18 protein-coding genes are annotated in these 15,776 nt (G+C 71.8%); 10 read left to right on the forward strand and 8 right to left on the reverse strand.

Annotated features, from left to right (window positions below; genetic code table 11):
- Nucleotides 1-526: 526 nt before the first annotated feature.
- The gene (locus ACIOFR_RS38410) at nt 527-994 is read right to left on the reverse strand and encodes a hypothetical protein (protein ID WP_401004886.1); all 468 of its coding nucleotides are present in this window, start codon (nt 992-994) and stop codon (nt 527-529) included.
- Nucleotides 995-1,736: 742 nt separating this feature from the next.
- On the opposite strand from ACIOFR_RS38410, the gene ACIOFR_RS38415 reads away from it, so the two are divergent.
- The 3 genes from ACIOFR_RS38415 to ACIOFR_RS38425 all read left to right on the forward strand — a co-directional run bounded on the left by ACIOFR_RS38415 (nt 1,737) and on the right by ACIOFR_RS38425 (nt 3,952).
- The gene (locus ACIOFR_RS38415; RefSeq protein WP_401004888.1) at nt 1,737-2,075 is read left to right on the forward strand and encodes a hypothetical protein; all 339 of its coding nucleotides are present in this window, start codon (nt 1,737-1,739) and stop codon (nt 2,073-2,075) included.
- 281 nt (nt 2,076-2,356) lie between these two features.
- Complete coding sequence (locus ACIOFR_RS38420) at nt 2,357-2,506, forward strand: hypothetical protein (RefSeq protein ID WP_401004890.1); 150 nt, start codon at nt 2,357-2,359, stop codon at nt 2,504-2,506.
- Nucleotides 2,507-3,796: 1,290 nt separating this feature from the next.
- Nucleotides 3,797-3,952: a DUF6131 family protein gene (locus ACIOFR_RS38425; protein WP_371502910.1), complete on the forward strand. Its 156-nt coding sequence runs from the start codon at nt 3,797-3,799 to the stop codon at nt 3,950-3,952.
- A 319-nt stretch (nt 3,953-4,271) separates the two neighbouring features.
- Here ACIOFR_RS38425 and ACIOFR_RS38430 read toward each other — a convergent pair whose 3' ends face one another.
- Nucleotides 4,272-4,553: an excalibur calcium-binding domain-containing protein gene (locus ACIOFR_RS38430; protein WP_401004892.1), complete on the reverse strand. Its 282-nt coding sequence runs from the start codon at nt 4,551-4,553 to the stop codon at nt 4,272-4,274.
- 990 nt (nt 4,554-5,543) lie between these two features.
- On the opposite strand from ACIOFR_RS38430, the gene ACIOFR_RS38435 reads away from it, so the two are divergent.
- Both ACIOFR_RS38435 and ACIOFR_RS38440 read left to right on the forward strand, forming a co-directional pair.
- Entirely contained in the window at nt 5,544-5,825 is a 282-nt protein-coding gene (locus tag ACIOFR_RS38435; RefSeq protein WP_401004932.1) for a MerR family transcriptional regulator, read from the forward strand.
- 721 nt (nt 5,826-6,546) lie between these two features.
- Nucleotides 6,547-6,750 (forward strand): STAS domain-containing protein, encoded by a 204-nt coding sequence (locus ACIOFR_RS38440; protein WP_401004894.1) that lies wholly within the window; start codon nt 6,547-6,549, stop codon nt 6,748-6,750.
- 245 nt (nt 6,751-6,995) lie between these two features.
- On the opposite strand, the gene ACIOFR_RS38445 is transcribed toward ACIOFR_RS38440, so the two are convergent.
- The 3 genes from ACIOFR_RS38445 to ACIOFR_RS38455 form a co-directional block, all read right to left on the reverse strand.
- Nucleotides 6,996-7,376: a CBS domain-containing protein gene (locus tag ACIOFR_RS38445; protein ID WP_401004896.1), complete on the reverse strand. Its 381-nt coding sequence runs from the start codon at nt 7,374-7,376 to the stop codon at nt 6,996-6,998.
- Between the two features lie 159 nt (nt 7,377-7,535).
- Nucleotides 7,536-9,083, reverse strand: coding sequence for a DEAD/DEAH box helicase (locus tag ACIOFR_RS38450; RefSeq protein ID WP_401004898.1), 1,548 nt, complete (start codon nt 9,081-9,083; stop codon nt 7,536-7,538).
- Nucleotides 9,084-9,445: 362 nt separating this feature from the next.
- Nucleotides 9,446-9,649 (reverse strand): cold-shock protein, encoded by a 204-nt coding sequence (locus ACIOFR_RS38455; RefSeq protein ID WP_030918248.1) that lies wholly within the window; start codon nt 9,647-9,649, stop codon nt 9,446-9,448.
- Between the two features lie 517 nt (nt 9,650-10,166).
- On the opposite strand from ACIOFR_RS38455, the gene ACIOFR_RS38460 reads away from it, so the two are divergent.
- Both ACIOFR_RS38460 and ACIOFR_RS38465 read left to right on the forward strand, forming a co-directional pair.
- A complete protein-coding gene (locus tag ACIOFR_RS38460) occupies nt 10,167-10,394 on the forward strand; it encodes a hypothetical protein (protein WP_401004900.1) in 228 nt (75 codons plus the stop codon).
- 715 nt (nt 10,395-11,109) lie between these two features.
- On the forward strand, nt 11,110-11,472 hold the full coding sequence (locus ACIOFR_RS38465; RefSeq protein WP_401004901.1) for a hypothetical protein: 363 nt from the start codon (nt 11,110-11,112) through the stop codon (nt 11,470-11,472).
- A 394-nt stretch (nt 11,473-11,866) separates the two neighbouring features.
- Here ACIOFR_RS38465 and ACIOFR_RS38470 read toward each other — a convergent pair whose 3' ends face one another.
- Nucleotides 11,867-12,148, reverse strand: a complete 282-nt coding sequence (locus ACIOFR_RS38470; RefSeq protein ID WP_401004934.1) for a MerR family transcriptional regulator — start codon at nt 12,146-12,148, stop codon at nt 11,867-11,869.
- Nucleotides 12,149-12,847: 699 nt separating this feature from the next.
- On the opposite strand from ACIOFR_RS38470, the gene ACIOFR_RS38475 reads away from it, so the two are divergent.
- A complete protein-coding gene (locus ACIOFR_RS38475; protein WP_401004903.1) occupies nt 12,848-13,060 on the forward strand; it encodes a hypothetical protein in 213 nt (70 codons plus the stop codon).
- A 368-nt stretch (nt 13,061-13,428) separates the two neighbouring features.
- On the opposite strand, the gene ACIOFR_RS38480 is transcribed toward ACIOFR_RS38475, so the two are convergent.
- A complete protein-coding gene (locus tag ACIOFR_RS38480; RefSeq protein ID WP_401004905.1) occupies nt 13,429-13,827 on the reverse strand; it encodes a DUF2267 domain-containing protein in 399 nt (132 codons plus the stop codon).
- Nucleotides 13,828-13,886: 59 nt separating this feature from the next.
- Nucleotides 13,887-14,291: a DUF2267 domain-containing protein gene (locus ACIOFR_RS38485; RefSeq protein ID WP_401004906.1), complete on the reverse strand. Its 405-nt coding sequence runs from the start codon at nt 14,289-14,291 to the stop codon at nt 13,887-13,889.
- 31 nt (nt 14,292-14,322) lie between these two features.
- Between ACIOFR_RS38485 and ACIOFR_RS38490 the strand changes: the two genes are divergently transcribed.
- Together ACIOFR_RS38490 and ACIOFR_RS38495 are read left to right on the forward strand one after the other, a co-directional pair.
- On the forward strand, nt 14,323-14,490 hold the full coding sequence (locus tag ACIOFR_RS38490; protein WP_401004908.1) for a hypothetical protein: 168 nt from the start codon (nt 14,323-14,325) through the stop codon (nt 14,488-14,490).
- A 280-nt stretch (nt 14,491-14,770) separates the two neighbouring features.
- Entirely contained in the window at nt 14,771-15,157 is a 387-nt protein-coding gene (locus ACIOFR_RS38495) for a hypothetical protein (protein ID WP_401004910.1), read from the forward strand.
- Nucleotides 15,158-15,776 lie beyond the last annotated feature (619 nt).

The following is a 15,776-nucleotide window of genomic DNA, read 5'->3' on the forward strand; positions in this document are numbered from 1 at the left end:
GAATGCCTTGACTCTGATGAGGACCTCGCCGGTGGCGGCGACCGGGTCGGGCAGCTCCGTGACCGTGAGGACCTCGGGGCCGCCGTGGGCGGATACGACACACCAGGATCTTCGAGCAGTACACCGGCTGATCACTGCCCTACCGCTACCCGCGGTGCCCCTTCACCAGCCTCGGACAGTCGGAGTTGACTGTCCGAGGCGCCGGAAGCTGTCAAGTCAAGTGAGACGGTTTGAGGCTACGGGGACTGTAGTGCGGGTTCTGTCTCCGGCTTCGGTGCGGTCGTCCCGGACGGCGACGGAGGTGCCGGCCGCGAGCGCGTCGACAGTCGCGGACCACAGGGTCACTGTCCCGTCGGTGCCGTTCTCCGGGCGGACGGAGTGCTTGGTGACGGCCATAGAGAACGCCCAGGCCCGCGGTTGATCGACTGCACCGGTCTCGGCGACGGCCGTGACCCCCGCCGAAGCGTGACCCCGCCGTCCGGCACGTGAGCTCCGCGACGTCCCCCGCGGTGGGCACGCACTCGCGTCAGGTGGTCGGCGGCTCCGGGAGCGTTCCGGCGCCGACCAATGCCAGCAGCCGGAACGGCAGCTCGGGGTCGGCCTGGCCCACGGTCAGGCCCAGCCACCGGTCAACGGACGGCTGCCACACCTGCAGCTCGGAGGCGACGCTGGCCAGGAACCCCAGTGGGCCCGGTGCGGCGGGGTCCGGCAGGTCGGTCTCGGAATAGAGCCACAGCTCGACGGTGGTCGGGGCGCCCCAGGCATTGGTGAGAGCGGCCGAAAGGGTGTCAAGGGCCGTCTCCACCCTGCGCTCCTCCGTGTCGACCACATCCGGGTCGTGGACCTCCCAGAAGTCCCGGGACTCCATCAACGCGGCCACCCGGAAACCCGGACCGCTCCACTCCGGGCCGTCCCGGTCCTCGCGCTCGGCGAACGGAGCGGCCAACAGGCGATCGACGGCGGCGCGATGGAACGCGACCTCGGTGTCCAACATGCTGCGAGCCTAGTCCCGCTCACGGACAGCCGGCCGACCGACAGGGCGTCGGCGTGAAGACGAGCGAGGCGTTGTGGCCGCCGAGCACGAAGGAGTCGGTGAGGGCGACGGTGAAGGGCTCGCGGCGAGCCTGGACAGGCCTCCCCTCATCAAGCTTCCGGTGTCTCGCAGCCAAGGCCGTCCAGCTGCCCAATGGTTGCGTCGGGCGCACGGCTGTGGCCGCCTCCGAGACTCAGTACATGCACGCAAGGCCCGGGTCCGTGCGCGCGGCTCCAGCGGTCACGCCTCCCGGCGCGAGAACCTGGCACCGCGGCGAAAGGAACCGGTATGGACTGGCTGGTGACCGTTCTGGGGGCGTTCGTAGTGCTCCTCGTCCTGCGGGACGTGTTCCGCACACTGTGGCACCCCACCCGCCACGGCGGACTCAGCAGACTCGTCATGACAGCGGCATGGCGGCTGACCTCGCACCTCAGCACGTACCGGCGAGCAGCCGGGCTCGCGGGCCCGCTCGCCGTGGTCTCGATCGTGGCCCTGTGGGCATTCACCGCAACGATCGGCTGGGCACTCGTGTACTGGCCGCACATGCCGGTCTCCTTCACCTACTCCACCGGCCTCGAGCCCGCCGAGCACGCCGGCTTCGTGGACGCGCTGTACGTCCCTCGTCAACCTCACCACCCTCGGCCTCGGGGACATCGCACCGACCGCGGGATGGCTACGCATCGTCGCCCCCATCGAGGCCCTCGTGGGCTTCGCCCTCCTGAGCGCCACCGTCTCCTGGATCATCGGTATCTACCCCGCCCTCGCCCGCCGGCGCGCCCTGGCCCTGCGACTGTGCCATCTGCGCCGCAGCCGCCCCACGACAGGACAGGCCAGGCCGACTGCCGGGGCAAATCTGCTCGACAGCCTCTCCAGGGAAGTCGCCGTCGTATCCGTCGACTTCATGCAGTACGCCGAGTCCTACTACTTCTACGACGACTTCTGCCTGCGCCCGAGGTCGGATTTGAAGGGGACGCCATCGACCTTGGCCGGGCGGCGGTGGCCCTGCAGGAAGCAGAGCGCTTCGACCATGCAGCGGTGCTGAATGGTGTGGCGGTCGCCGTCCAGCTCGCGGGAGATGAGGCGGGTGCCGTGCCGAGCAGCAAACCGTCCTGGGGCCGGGGGTCCGGCCACGCCGGTCGTGGCGACGGTCCCACTCCGAAGCCAGGAGACCGCCGGTGAGCGACTCCGCGACGGCCAGGGTTCTGTCGGCGGCCTGAAGCACCGCGCGCAGTCGGCGTGGGACCGTGACGTCGTCGGGCTCGCCTACCAGGGCGGACGCGTTCACAAGGGGGTGGGCGGCGCGGCGCTGTTGCCTCGAGCCTGGTGGCGGGCACGGCACGCGCATGGATCACCTTCCGCGATCCCGAGACGGTCGAGAGGGAACTGACGGACACCCTGGACCAGCAGATCACCGCCCTCGGCCTCGCCTCCAGCCCCCGGCTCACCGTGCGGGTCCGCCCGCGATCCGCCTGATCCGGCCACCCCCACCGACCACCGGCGCACCCCGAAAGGAGGAAGACGACGATGAAGACCCGCTCCGTACCCAACCGGATCCTGCTGGCCCTGGCCGGCCTGGTCCTACTGGAACCGGCCTGCTGGCCCTCGCCGGTGGCCTCGACCTCTACCGGCGCCTGAACGTCACACCGCCCGGCGAATGGCCCTACACCGCGCCGATCAGCGTCCTGCTCACCGATGCCCAGCGCACCCGCTGGGCGGGCGAAGGCTGGTGGTGGCCCGTCGCCATCGCCGCCCTGGCCGTCGCGCTCGTGCTGGCCCTGTGGTGGCTCGTCGCACAGCTCCGCCAACGCCGCCCCGGCCGCCTGCCGGTCGGCACCCGCCCGTAGCCGGCGTACGGCTGGACGGCCACGCCCTGGCCCAGGCCCTGACGGAGGACTGTGCCCGCCTGCCCGGTGTGAAGAGCGCCGGAGCCCACCTCACCGGGCCGGCCGGCAACCCCCGGGCAGACGTCACCCTCACCCTCGAACCGCACATCTCCCCACGCGGTGTGAGCGGTGCTCTCGTTGACGGACCCCTGAGCCGTGCCCGCCGCTCCACCGGTCGGCAGGACCTCTCCACCCGGGTCCTCCTGCGTGTCGCCTCCCACCGGCCACACCGTGCCGACTGACCTCTCGGCAGCACGCCCTTCCCGCCGCCACTTCCCACCCGCTGACACCGAGCACGCTGGAGCCACTCCGTGAAGAATCCGAGTAGCAAGTCCCACGTCTCGATGGAAGACGGCAAGCCCAGCCGCTTAGCCGGCGAACCAGCACGGCTGGTCGCCCGACATCGACGCCGAGCACCAGGAGCCCGACAGCCGCGCCCACCCGCCCGAACCCGGCCCCGGCCCCGGCCGGTGTCCGCAGAAGAAAGCCAGGACGCGCCCGACGACACCATCGAAAGCGGCGGTCGGCGCGCCGAGGAGACCGCCAGGAAACACCCCGACAGCGCCCACGACACCGGCCCCCCAAGGGCCCCCCAAGTTCCCTCCCAGCGGCCCGGCGGCGGTCGCGGTGCGGGCGCCCACACCGGCGTCGCCCCCCAGGAACCCGCCGGCCCCTCCGCCGGACACCGAGCACCACCACCGCACGCCCCGGCGACAGCCGGCAACCGACGCGCACGCGGCCCTCCCCTCATCCGAGCGAGCGGGCGGACCTCCGTGCCCCGTCAGCGTCGACCACGCGACCTCACATGCCGGTACACGCACGACGTCCGCTTCCGAACCGGGACACATCAGCATCGGGGGGTTATCGCAGGGAGGCACAAATGATCATCCTCGGAGTTATCCTCCTCATCATCGGCTTCGTCACCAGCATCAGCATCCTGTGGACCATCGGCATCATCCTCGCCGCCGTCGGACTCGTCCTGTGGCTGATGGGAGCCCTCGGTCACGCCGTCGGAGGCCGCAACCACTACTGGTGACGCGCCACCCCCGACACCGGCCCGACGCACGCACACCTGCCTGCCGTCGGGCCGGCCACACGGCGCCTCACCTCCGCCACCTAACCCGGACCGCCGTCCGCGTGCGGGCCGCCACCGACACGGTGGCGGCCCGCCACCGAGCGCCGCGACGCCGTTCCGGCGTTGTGTCTCTCGGGTGCCCGGCGTCGTCGAACCTGCCGGCGCCCGCTCGGGCACGTGGAACCCGCTGCTTCACGGCGCCCGGCCAGTCCCAGGCCCACCCGGCGAGGCGTCGCAGCGCGGCGGCCACTCAAGGCACCCGGCCGCCCCCGCTTCCAGCTCACGGTGGAGGTTCGCAGGCCACGCCGTCGCCGTCCTGGTCGAGTTCCGGCCGGTAGCCCGGCTCCGCGGTACAGCGGTGCGACGCCGGCTGCGCGAGCGTCGGCGCGCCGGCGGTAGATACACGCCCGGTGGTGCGGTGGCCGGTTCTGCGGACCCAGTGGCCACGCTCGGCTCGACGGGTCCGACGGCTTCGGCGATGGCGGCGGCCAGCGACACCTGCGCATGGAGGTTGGGGGTGCGCGCCTGCGGCCCTTCCACCGCTCGCCTTCCGTTCGTCCATGGTCCTGGCCGCCGAACGCGGCGTCCTGCGTCCCGGCGCGCTGCCTGCGGCGACCGGCCGCCGCCGTGCCTGGCGAAGAGTACCTCCCTAGCCGACACCGAAAAATCTACCCTCACCAGAGTAGACATTGCCAGGTGCCGTGGTTAGTGTTTCTCTCGTAGACGAGGTCAAGCAGTACCCGCCAGACACGAACTGGTGGGCAGAAGTACAGAAGTTCGCAGGTCGGCACGGTTGCAGGGTCCTGAAGCCAGGGATGGTGCAGTAAGGCGACGGGACCGGTGGCCGGGCCGGGCGGCCCGCAGGTATCAGGGGCCACCACCGAGCGGTACCGCAGTTCAGCAAGTGCACTACTCGTAGGTGAAGTTGAGTTCGGCAGTACCGGCAGTCGCAGTACGCGGTACCCCAGTGAAGGCGCCCAGACTGCGGGCGCGCGTGCTGGGAGTCCGGCAGTGGGGTTCCAAGCCGAGCGGTTGAGCAGGACGGGCAACGGGGCTGGCTGCCGGAGTCGGCGGGACCGCCAGGGACCGCCGCAGCAGTACCGGGTAGTTGGCACTACCACGCAGTTCGCATTACCGCAGTACCCGTGTGAGCAGTACCGAGCAGGCCGTATTACCACGCAGTTGGAAGTACCGCAGTTCGCAGTAGCCGGCCCGTACAGAGGATGAATGGAGGGACAGCGCGCCATCAGGATCGCCCGGCCCGTGAGGAAGTCACCCGGGCGGATTCCGAAGACCCCAAGGCAAGGACGGTGGTTTCCGGTCACGCATACGCGATCCCCGCACGCCCCCTCCCCCGGGGCGACGCGGACATAAGGAACCCGGCCCAGAGCCGGTAGATGGTGTAAAACCCTTCGGGGCCCCGGGAGCCGTAACGGCCCCGGGGCCCCTCAGCGCGTCCCCGGACACAACAAGAAGAGGTGCAGTGACCACGGCAACCATCCGACCGCACACCCCCGACTCCCTCGACGACGACGACTACCCCGCCTACACCATGGGCCGCGCCGCCGAAATGACCGGCACCACCCCCGGCTTCCTACGATCCCTCGGCGATCAGGGCCTCATCACCCCACTGCGCTCGGAGGGCGGACACCGCCGCTACTCCCGCTACCAACTACGGATCGCCATGCGCGCCCGCGACCTCGTCGACCAAGGCACCCCCATCGACGCCGCCTGCCGCATCATCATCCTCGAAGACCAACTCGAAGAAGCCCTGCGCATCAACGAGCAGCTCCGCCGCGCCCAGCACGGCCAGGAACCCGCCGCTGACACCTGACAGGCCACCAGGGCGACGAGACCGGCCCGCGGTGAGCAATCAGCCGCACACCGCAGGCCGCCCCGGACCCGAGTTCCCCCGCGTCCCCGATAGCCGGCCGACCGTTGTCCACCGGCACGGCTGGCCGACGCGCTGCCTCACTAGCGTGGACCGGCCTCGGGGTCGCTCGCTACCGCGGCTCGCCGCCCTGTCGAAGTACACGCGCGGGACGTTCATCCACTCCCGTTCCGCCCGGGTCGTGACGCGTGCCCCGCAGCGTGGGCCCGGGCCCGGCCTACTTCCCGCCGACCGGACCGATCCCACGCTTCCACCCGGTCTCGGCCGGCGCCCCCGAGCAGGGCTAGAGTCCCCGCCGGGCGAGAGACGGCTCAGGAAGGGGCCCCGAGGCCACTTCGCGTGGTCTGTCAGCCCGATAGCGCCGGCCCTTGGGACCGGATCGCTCCGACAGTGTGCGCAGCGCGCAACTTCCGCGCCGGTAGCTGGGCCTGACTGCCGGTTGGCCGCTGTTCGCCCTGCGCTGAGCGGGTGGTCCGCGGCATCACCCGGCCGCTACGGTACGGGTGTAACCGCGCACGCGGGCCGTCAGGTCAGCCGCCCGCAACGCGGGGGCACCCCGGCCCGCCGGGACCGGGGCCGCAAGGACTACCCGGCGGCCGTCCCCGCGGAGTTCGATCATCCCCCTGCCTTCGACATCCGCCTGCGACCGGGAACGGACGGCCGCGTGCTCGACGCGGTGGGCGAACTCGACCAGGACACCGGCCCGCTCCTGAACGCCGCCGTGGACCGCGCGCTGGACACGCCTTCCGTCCCGCGGGAACTGGTGATCGACATGTCCCAGGTAGCGATCTGCGACTCCGGCGGCCTCAACGCGCTCAGCCGCGCCCACCTGAAAGCACGCGAAACGGCACGGTACTCCACCTGCTGAACCCGACCGGGCCTGTAACGGCCCTGCTGCGCCGTACCGGCGCGGACCGGGTGCTGCAGGTGAGCCCCGGCCCTGCGGAGACCGCTTCCGCGCAGGAGGATTCCAGGAACGTGTGACGCCCCGCAGCCCGGGCTTATCCACTGTTGGTAGGAGGTCGCCGGCGCTGAGGGCAGGGGCCGAAAGCGGCGGCGAAGCGCGCCTTGGGCGAATCATCGACGGTCGGTGTGTCGGCGCCGACAGGCGGTTTAGAAGCTGAGCAGGCCGATGGCGTGGCCGTCAGGGTCAACGACCGGCCACACGGCCAGGTCGCGGGAGCGCATGGCTGTTGCCGCGGTGGTGGCGGGCATGTCGGCAGTGGCGAACGGGGCGCGGTCGAGGACGATGTCGCGGACCGGGGTGCGCTCGGTGTACCAGGACCGGGCCTGGAACGGTGCCAGGTGCAGGCGGGTCAGCAGACCCGCGCAGCGGCCGTCGTCGTCGCGGACCAGGAGGTGGTCGGCGCCGGAGCTCTGCAGGATGTCGATCGCCATGTCGACCATGACGTCGTCGCTGATCTGCAGTTCCGGAGATTTCATGAGGTCGCCCACCGTGACGGTGGTAGCGGAGCGTTCGAGGGTGATGGTCATGGGCGGACTCCTTCGCGTGTCCACCGCCGAGACCGGCGGCGATCAGGGCACTGGCGGTGGGACGGCCGGCGGGTGCGCCGGAGCGGGCCGAGACACTTGCCCTCCGCCGGTGGACGGTGGGGCCCGGACCGCAGCGGCGGTCGGGGCCCCGCGTACGTGCTAGGCGGCCAGGGCGACGCGTCGGGGTGCCCGGCGGCGGCCGGAGGGGCCCTGCGTGTCGCGGCCCGCGACGGCCGCGCGGGTGTCGGTTCCTGCGTAGGCGGGGCGGCCGCGGCGGCCACGGTTCGTGGAGGCGCCGCGGCGCGGACGCTCGACGACGGGGTCGGCGATCACGGTGGGGATGCCCGTGGGCACCCGGGCACCGGTGATGCGGGCCAGGTCCTCGTCGCCGGCGCTGACCCTGGTGGTGACGGGGGTGATGGCGGCGGTGGCCATCATGCGGGCCATCTCGCGGCGCTGGTTGGGCAGCACCAGCGTGACGACGGTGCCGGACTCGCCCGCCCGGGCGGTGCGGCCACCGCGGTGCAGGTAGTCCTTGTGATCGGCCGGCGGGTCCAGGTTGACGACCAGGTCGAGCCCGTCAACGTGGATCCCGCGGGCGGCGACGTTGGTCGCGATCAGCGCGGTGACCTGGCCGGTGCGGAACTGCTCCAGGGTGCGGGTGCGCTGGGGCTGGGACTTGCCGCCGTGCAGCGCGGCGGCCTTCACCCCGTTCGCGAGCAGGTCCTCGACCAGGCGGTCGGCGCCGTGCTTGGTGTCGGTGAACATGATCACCCCACCCTCGCGGGAGGCGATGTGGGCGATCGTGGCGGTCTTGTCGTGGTTCTGCACGTGCAGGACGTGGTGCTCCATGGTGCTGACCGCACCCGCGGACGGGTCCACCGAGTGGGTGACCGGATCCTTGAGGAAGCGGCGGACCAGGCGGTCGACGTTGCGGTCCAGGGTGGCGGAGAACAGCATCGTCTGGCAGCCCTCCGCGACCTGGTCGAGCAGCTCGGTGACCTGCGGCAGGAATCCCATGTCGGCCATCTGGTCGGCCTCGTCGAGCACCGTGATGCCGACCCCGTCCAGCTGGCAGTCGCCGCGCTGGATCAGGTCCTTGAGCCGGCCGGGGGTGGCCACCACGACCTCGGCCCCGCGATTCAGCATCTGCGCCTGGCGACCGATCGACATCCCGCCCACCACGGCCGCCATCCGCAGCCGAACCGCGTGGGCGTAAGGGGTGAGGGCGTCGGTGACCTGCTGCGCGAGCTCGCGGGTGGGCACCAGGACGAGCGCCAGCGGGCGGCGGGGTTCGGCGCGCCGGCCGGCGGTGCGGGCCAGCACCGCGAGGCCGAACGCGATGGTCTTGCCGGAACCGGTGCGGCCGCGGCCGAGGACGTCACGGCCGGCCAGCGAGTTCGGGAGCGTCGCGGCCTGGATCGGGAACGGCGTGGTGACGCCCTGGCGGGTCAGCACCGACAGCAGGGCCTTGGGCATGTCCAGTTCGTCGAACGCTTCGACGGCCGGCAGCGCCGGGGTGGTGCTCACCGGCATCGCGAACTCGCCCTGTGCGGAGGAACCCTGACGGGCGCTGCGGCCGCGGGTGGGCCGGTCGCCGTAGAAGGAGCTGCCGCCGGAGCGGGATCCGTAGGCGGCGCCGGAGCGGGAGGAGGCCGAGGAGCGGGAGTTGGCGTTCCGGTACGGGGAGCGGCTGGAGCGGTTCATGTGAAACCTTCCTGGGGCGGCACGTCGCGAGGCGGCTCCGCAGCGCGGGGCGCCGGCAGGAGGCCGCGAAGGAACGGGCCGAAAGTGTGGAGAGCGGGGCGTGGACGGTGAAACCGTGCGGCACGTCACCTTGAGGTCGGCGCTCACCGACAGGGCGGGAGCGAACATCCTCGAACCGTGGGTGTCACGGCAGGGCGCCGATCCGGACGCGGCGCCGAGCGTCTCGCGTGGGGATGGCCGCCGGTGGCGGAGCCAGGGGCCTGAACGGCCGGGGACTGCGTGGTGGAGCAATGCCGAGGGGCCCGCACCGGGCATGTACGCGGTGCGGGCCCCTCGCTACCAGGCGGGTGCCGTGGCAGAAACTACAGCGGACGAATGTTCTCGGCCTGCGGGCCCTTCTGGCCCTGCGTGACGTCGAACTCGACCTTCTGGCCCTCGAGCAGCTCACGGAAGCCGTTGGCGTTGATGTTCGAGTAGTGGGCGAAGACGTCGGGGCCGCCACCCTCCTGCTCGATGAAGCCGAAGCCCTTTTCCGCGTTGAACCACTTCACAGTGCCATTAGCCATAAAAAATCTCCTTCAAGGGGCTGTCCGAAGCACACACAGTGCGGGCTCCGAGTCGCCGCGATGAGCACCCACCCGGGAAGATCCGGGAAACAAAAAGGCGCCTGCGATACATCAGCAGGCGCACACAACGTTCATGGGAACCACTACTGCAACTAAGGAGACTCTAGCAGGCCCAGACCCGCCACGGGTAGATATTTCACCCCCGGCTCTGCGGAACCCCCTTCCCCGGGCCCGGGCCGCGAGGCGACCGGACCACCAACACGGCTGGCGAGGATCCTGGTTGGGCATGCGCGCCTGCCCCTTCGGTGCCGACCGCCGGTCCCCCCGGGAGCGGAGAGTCGCGCGGGACCCGAGCGCCCGCCCTCCCCGCGGCATACCCGCGAAAGCGACGCACCACGCCCACCGACGCCATCCGAGACCATTGTGGACGGCTTGCGCGAAATTCCTGCCGTAGCTCAGAAATCGAGTGCGCCGAACAAGGCCCGCTCCCGCGATTCATCGGCGCATACTGCAGGGAATGACGAAATCTGCAGCAGTTCGCCGCGTCCTGCCCACCAGCCCCTTCAAGGCCCGGGTCGAAGCGCCGCGCAAGCACTTCGCCCTCGGCGACCGCGTCACCCACGACCAGTACGGTCTCGGCCGGGCCATCGGGGTCGAAGGTGACGGCGACATCGCGGTACTCGTCGACTTCGGATCGCGGCGAGAACGCATCACCCAGCCCTATGCCGCGATGTTCAAACTCTGACCCAGGACGCACGCGGTTCCCAGCCGGGAACACTGCAGTCCACACCGTGCGCCCCTGGACCGACGCGCCAGTGCGCCGTCCAGGGGACGCACGCCCCGGCCAGGTCGAACGGACATCCGCCGATCCGGCTCCGGAGTCTCACCTGCAATGGCCGGAAAGACATGTGACGATCCGCCGTTGACGGCCGGCAGCGGGCTGGGCAGGCGAGAAAATCCGCGCGTGGATGACAAACATCTGTTTGAGTCCGTCTGTGCCGTGGTCTCCCTCCGAGGGTTCGAGCCGGCACCGCCCCATGCCGCCGGGCTCTCCGCCCGGCAGCGTCCGGGGACCGGCCTGGTGCTGACATGGAGTCCGGGCCAGGACCTGATCGGACCCACCCCCACGCCTGCCCGCATCCCGCCGACGCCGCCGGGCGCACCGCGTTCCGCGGCATCCGCAGCGCGCTGATACTGGCCCTGTCGGAGATCCTCGACGCTGCGGGCTTCACCGTCACCCCTCTCGGAGTCGACCTGCTTGTTACCGCTGGCCCGCACGATCCGGGCGCCGCCCCGGCCCTCACGGCTGCTCCCGTCTGCCCTGCACCGCGGCGCAGCCGACCGGCACGTCAGGTCGCCGCCGCGTAGGCCCCGGCCGCGCGGCTGGCGCGAGGCCCGTGGCCGCCATGGCCGCTGCCCAGGCCCGTGGGTCACGGCGGCAATGTCCTATTCTGGTGGGCATGTCGAACCCTGACGGGCTGCTCGTCGACATCGCGGCGATGGTCGAGTCCGAGCACAGCAACCAGATGTCCCTGACCGTGGTGGTCCCCGGAGCGGTGATCACCGGCAGACTTGCCCCGGTGACCCTGTGGTGGGAGCGGGTGGCGGAGGTCCTCCAGGCCTCGGAGCACCTGAAGCCGTTCGCCGCCCTCTTCGCCCCGCCCCTCGACGGCCCGCCCGCACGGCCGACCCATCTGCATCTCCACCGGGCGAAGATCCTTCAGGGCGACTTCGCGCTGCCCCACACAGGCGGCATGTATCGCATCGCCATCGAAGACATCAGCAGCTGGACCATCGGCGACCTCGGCTACTCCGACTCCTGATAGCGACGGGAGGCCAAGTGGCCGCCTGGCTTGGCGTCCTACGTCCCCGCAACGAGGAGATGCTGAGCGCGTTGAGCGGGGTGCGGACTGCTGGTCCGGGTGCCGTGGAGCCGTCGGCGGCCCCAGCCGGCGAGACGACGGGCACGGCGGTCGGGCGGAAAGCGTCGACGCCCCGGGCGGTGCCGCCCATCTCGGAGCGGACCATCCCGAGCACCTGTCCGCGGCGGCGTCCGGCCCGGCCGCGCCCTCCAGCCGCCACGTCCTGTGCCGCGCTGCGGCGTCACCGTTCGGGGTGACCAGAGCGTACAGCGCGAGGTCGTCCCACCTTTCTGGCGCCTGCGGCGGGCGGCCGTACGGCTGGAGGGGACTGTAGGCCGGGAGCCCTGCCGGTCCGTCAGGTGTCCGCGGTGGGCTCCTGGCCGTGCTGGGCGCGGCGGAGTTGCTCGTTGAGGCGCAGGGCTTCTTCGAGTTGGTCTTCGAGGATGATGATGCGGCAGACGGCGTCGATGGGGGTGCCTTGGTCGACGAGGTCGCGGGCGCGCATCGCGATGCGTAGTTGGTAGCGGGAGTAGCGGCGGTGTCCGCCGTCGGAGCGCAGTGGGGTGATGAGGCGCTGTTTGCCGAGGGCGCGTAGGAAGCCGGGGGTGGTGGCGGTCATCTCGGCGGCGCGGCCCATGGTGTAGGCGGGGTAGTCGTCGTCGTCGAGTTTGTCGGGTGTGTCGGGGCTGGTCGTTGTAGTCACTGCACCTCTCTGGTTCTGGGGAGAACGCGTTGAGGGGCCCCGGCGCCGTGTCGGCTCCGGGGCCCCGAAGGGGAACAACACCATCTACCGGCCTGGGCCGGTCCTGTTACTTCCGCACTGCCCCGGGGGCGGGGGTGTACGGGGATCGCGTATGCGTGACCGGAAACCACCGTCCTTGCGTTGGGGTCTGCGGTGTCCGCCCGGGCGAGTGTTCACGGGCCGGGCGATCCTGATGGCGCTTGCGCCCTCCGTTCGTCCTCTGGACTTCACTGTCACTTTCGTACTGCTGGTACTGCACCTGCTGAACTGCGACTTCCCGTCGGTGGCCGTGGTGGCCCACCTGTTCCGGCAGCCAGTCCCGTCGCCGTCCTGCACCAGCCTGGCTTCGGAACTCCACTGCCGGACCGCACCGCGAACTCCGTCCACAACCCCGGCCAGTTCGTGTCTGGCCGGTATCGCCGACTGCTGCCTACGAGAGAAGCGCTAGACCAGCCCACGATCAATGTCTACTCCAGCGCGCATAGATTTTGCGTTGTCCGCGAGTGAGGTAATCTTCCGGTGCGCGGCGGCGGCACCCCCCGAGCCGCCGCCGCGCACCGCCGACGAACAAGCAGTACCGCGCAGGAGGCGGGAGTGAAGGACCTGGCGCCCGGAGCACCGGAGACCGCCCGGGACGGGCACTCTTCCCTTGTCGAGGCGATCACCGAGGCCGTGCACGACGGCGACGACCGAACCATCCGCCGGTTGCTGGCCCGCTTCGCCGAACTGGCCACCATCGCCGACCTGTACGCCCTGCGCGACGCCCTCGACACCGCCCGTCCAGCTGGCGCCCACGGGCAGAGGTGACTCCTGCCGGGCCGCGCTCGCGGACCTGCCTGACCAGATGTCCCGGTCGATCCTGCGCCCGGCGTCGTGGTGCGCAGCGCTCGCCCTGCTTGGCCGGGGCGAGGGAGCTGATGCCCGGCCAGGAGGCGAACTCCAGCATGGTTCCGGTTCCAGCCGGTGCTCGGCAGGGCTGGGCCGGTCACACCTGGCCGAGGTGGATGTCGCGGGTGCACCGGCGTGGCGCTGGATTCGAACCGGCACCCAGTGGTGGCGGTCCCGGGTCGTCGGCCTGTGCTCCGGTGGCCGCCGCCGGCCGGATTGACGGCCCGGCGCCAGCCGCCCTGCCAAGCTGGGCGGCGGGCGGCCGGCGCCGGTGGTGCCGCCCCGGGTCAAGCCGCGATCGTGAGGTCGGCGCGGCCGAACAGCAGCGCGTAGCCGCGGGGCAGGTCGGCGAGGAGGCGGTCGGTGAGGTGGTCGCCGGCGAGCTCGGTGAGGGCGGCCAGGACGGAGGAAGCGTCCCAGCGGGCGGCGGCGAGGCTGGTGTTCAGGGCGCGGGCGACGGCTTCGACGAAGGCCGGGGCGGCGACCGGCCGGGGCAGCGGGATCTGCGAGGCGAAGACGGTGCGGGCGCGCTCGGGCAGGGCTGCGGCGAGGTCGCAGCGTTCCTCGCCGGTGAGCTGGCTGCCGAGGACGGCCAGGACGGCATGCAGGACACGTTCGGCCTCCTCGTCGCTGGTGTAGCGGCCCAGGGTGCGGACCTGCTGGAGAAGGAGGCGGTACCGGGTCATGGCGGTGGCCTTCCAGGGAGGACGGGGCCGGCCGGGCGGGTGCGGCGGCGAGGACGGGTTCAGGGGCGGTGGCCGGGCCGGGGCCGGCCGAACAGGAGGTCGTAGCCGGGGGGCAGCTGGAGCAGGATGCGCTCGGTGAGGTCGTCGCCGGCGGCGTCGGCCACGGTGCTGAGGACCGCGCCGATGTCCCACAGGGCGGTGGTCTCGGTGGCGCCCTCGATCCAGGCCGCGGTCGCGCGTGCGAACCGCTCGGGGCCGAGCGGCTCGGCGGCCTGCAGCGGGTTGAGCAGGATCAGGGCGAGGGTCTCGGGCAGGCGGGCGGCCAGTTCGGCGCGCACTTTGCCGACCAGGTGGGCGCCGAGCAGGGCCAGGACGACGCGCGCCGCCCGCTCGGCCTCCCGGGGTGTGTCGTACTCACCGCGTTCCCGGACCTCGTCCAGGAACGCCTCCCATCGAAGAGCCACGGTTCCTCTCCCTCCGTTCCGGGGCGTCGGCGTGAACGCCGTCGACGCCCGGTCGGGGCTCGACGGCCAGGCGCCGGTGCAGACCGGTGAGCTTGCCCAGCCGGACCACGCGGCGGCCGGCCCCTCGCAGGACCAGGTGGCTGCCGCACCGGTCGGCCTGGTTGCGGGCCCGGACCAGAGCGCCCCGCGCAGTCCATGAACGTCACCTCCGACAGATCGAGCACCACCTCCCGATGTGCCCCGAGCGCGGCGGTCAGAGCACGGCGCAGTGGGGCGATGTCGAGGTCCAGCGCGAAGGGTTCGTGCCCCTGGTCGTCGCGCATGGTGGTCTCCCGCCGTCGGCCCGGCGGCGCGGTGTGCCGGGGCGGCCGGGGCCGGGCGTGGAGCCGGCCGGGGCCGTCCCGCACCGCCCGGGGGTTGACGGTGCGGGACGGCGGTCCGGGGAGGGGTCAGGCCTGGATCTGCTTGCGGCTGCCGCTGTGGCTGATCTCGACCTTGCGGGGCTTTGCCTTCTCCGCCGCCCCGCCGGAAGCAGACCCGAAGAGGCCGCGACCGGAGCGGAGCGCGTCAAAGCCGTCCGCGACCGCCGGGACGCCGAGCGCGCCGTCACCGCCTGGGCCCGCGACAACGCAGCCGACCTGCGCGTCCTCGCCGCCCAGATCACCGCCGCACCCGGCCTCACATCCCAGGCCCGCCCCGCGCTGACCGCGCTCACCACCGCCCTCGGCGCCCCCGACCCGGCCGACCCCCTCGCCGACATGCGCCCCCACCTCGCCGCCGCCCACCCGGACCTCACCGCCCGCCTCGACGACCTCACCGACCGCACCGACCGCCTCCGCCATGACAGCGACCAACGACGCACCTGACCCCCTCACCACCGCCGAAGACCGCTGGCAGCACATCGAAGACCGGCTCGCCGCCATCGAACGCCGCATCCGCGAGCACAGCAGCGCCGCCATCGCCACCGTCGACACCTGCCTGGCCAGACTCGACGCCCTCCACCACGACCTGGCCCACGGGTCCTGGCCCCCGCATGCCTTCCCCACGCCCCCAGAGCCTCCGACCATCCCACCGGAGCAACCAGCGCGAGCCCCCACGCAGAACCCCTCCGACCCCGTTGGCCACCGGCACGCACCTACCGTCCCGGACGCACCGCGACACGCCCCGGAGGCCGCCAGGCAGCGATCCGGGTACCCGTATGACAGGGAGAACCACCGCCCCCGAGACCCCCGGCGATACGCCGCGATCTGACGCCACGGCCGAGCGGAGACGCCGACTTCGTCCTTCTCCTACCTGACTGGACGCCCCCACCCCCGCCCCTGACGTTGGCGACGCTGCCGGGATGAGGCGGACTGCTCTGCGTGCGTGTTCCACGCTGTCGCCGCGTGGGACACGGGCAGGTCACGCGGCAATCGCCAGCGTGGGCAGCCATCCCCGCCCCGGCAGCCCCGGCGCCCTGTGGCCACACCAGTCGGTGCAGTAGCG

The sequence above is a fragment of the Kitasatospora sp. NPDC088346 genome (assembly GCF_044740765.1).
GTDB lineage: Bacteria > Actinomycetota > Actinomycetes > Streptomycetales > Streptomycetaceae > Kitasatospora.

Bases quoted from the DNA above. Each gene is read 5' to 3' on its own strand.
- ACIOFR_RS38445 (WP_401004896.1), bottom strand. From the start codon at position 7,376: ATGACCATCACCCTCGAACGCTCCGCTACCACCGTCACGGTGGGCGAC.
- ACIOFR_RS38480 (WP_401004905.1), bottom strand. From the start codon at position 13,827: ATGACCCGGTACCGCCTCCTTCTCCAGCAGGTCCGCACCCTGGGCCGC.
- ACIOFR_RS38470 (WP_401004934.1), bottom strand. From the start codon at position 12,148: ATGGGCCGCGCCGCCGAGATGACCGCCACCACCCCCGGCTTCCTACGC.
- ACIOFR_RS38450 (WP_401004898.1), bottom strand. From the start codon at position 9,083: ATGAACCGCTCCAGCCGCTCCCCGTACCGGAACGCCAACTCCCGCTCC.
- ACIOFR_RS38455 (WP_030918248.1), bottom strand. From the start codon at position 9,649: ATGGCTAATGGCACTGTGAAGTGGTTCAACGCGGAAAAGGGCTTCGGC.
- ACIOFR_RS38460 (WP_401004900.1), top strand. From the start codon at position 10,167: ATGACGAAATCTGCAGCAGTTCGCCGCGTCCTGCCCACCAGCCCCTTC.
- ACIOFR_RS38425 (WP_371502910.1), top strand. From the start codon at position 3,797: ATGATCATCCTCGGAGTTATCCTCCTCATCATCGGCTTCGTCACCAGC.
- ACIOFR_RS38410 (WP_401004886.1), bottom strand. From the start codon at position 994: ATGTTGGACACCGAGGTCGCGTTCCATCGCGCCGCCGTCGATCGCCTG.
- ACIOFR_RS38435 (WP_401004932.1), top strand. From the start codon at position 5,544: ATGGGCCGCGCCGCCGAAATGACCGGCACCACCCCCGGCTTCCTACGA.
- ACIOFR_RS38465 (WP_401004901.1), top strand. From the start codon at position 11,110: ATGTCGAACCCTGACGGGCTGCTCGTCGACATCGCGGCGATGGTCGAG.
- ACIOFR_RS38430 (WP_401004892.1), bottom strand. From the start codon at position 4,553: ATGGACGAACGGAAGGCGAGCGGTGGAAGGGCCGCAGGCGCGCACCCC.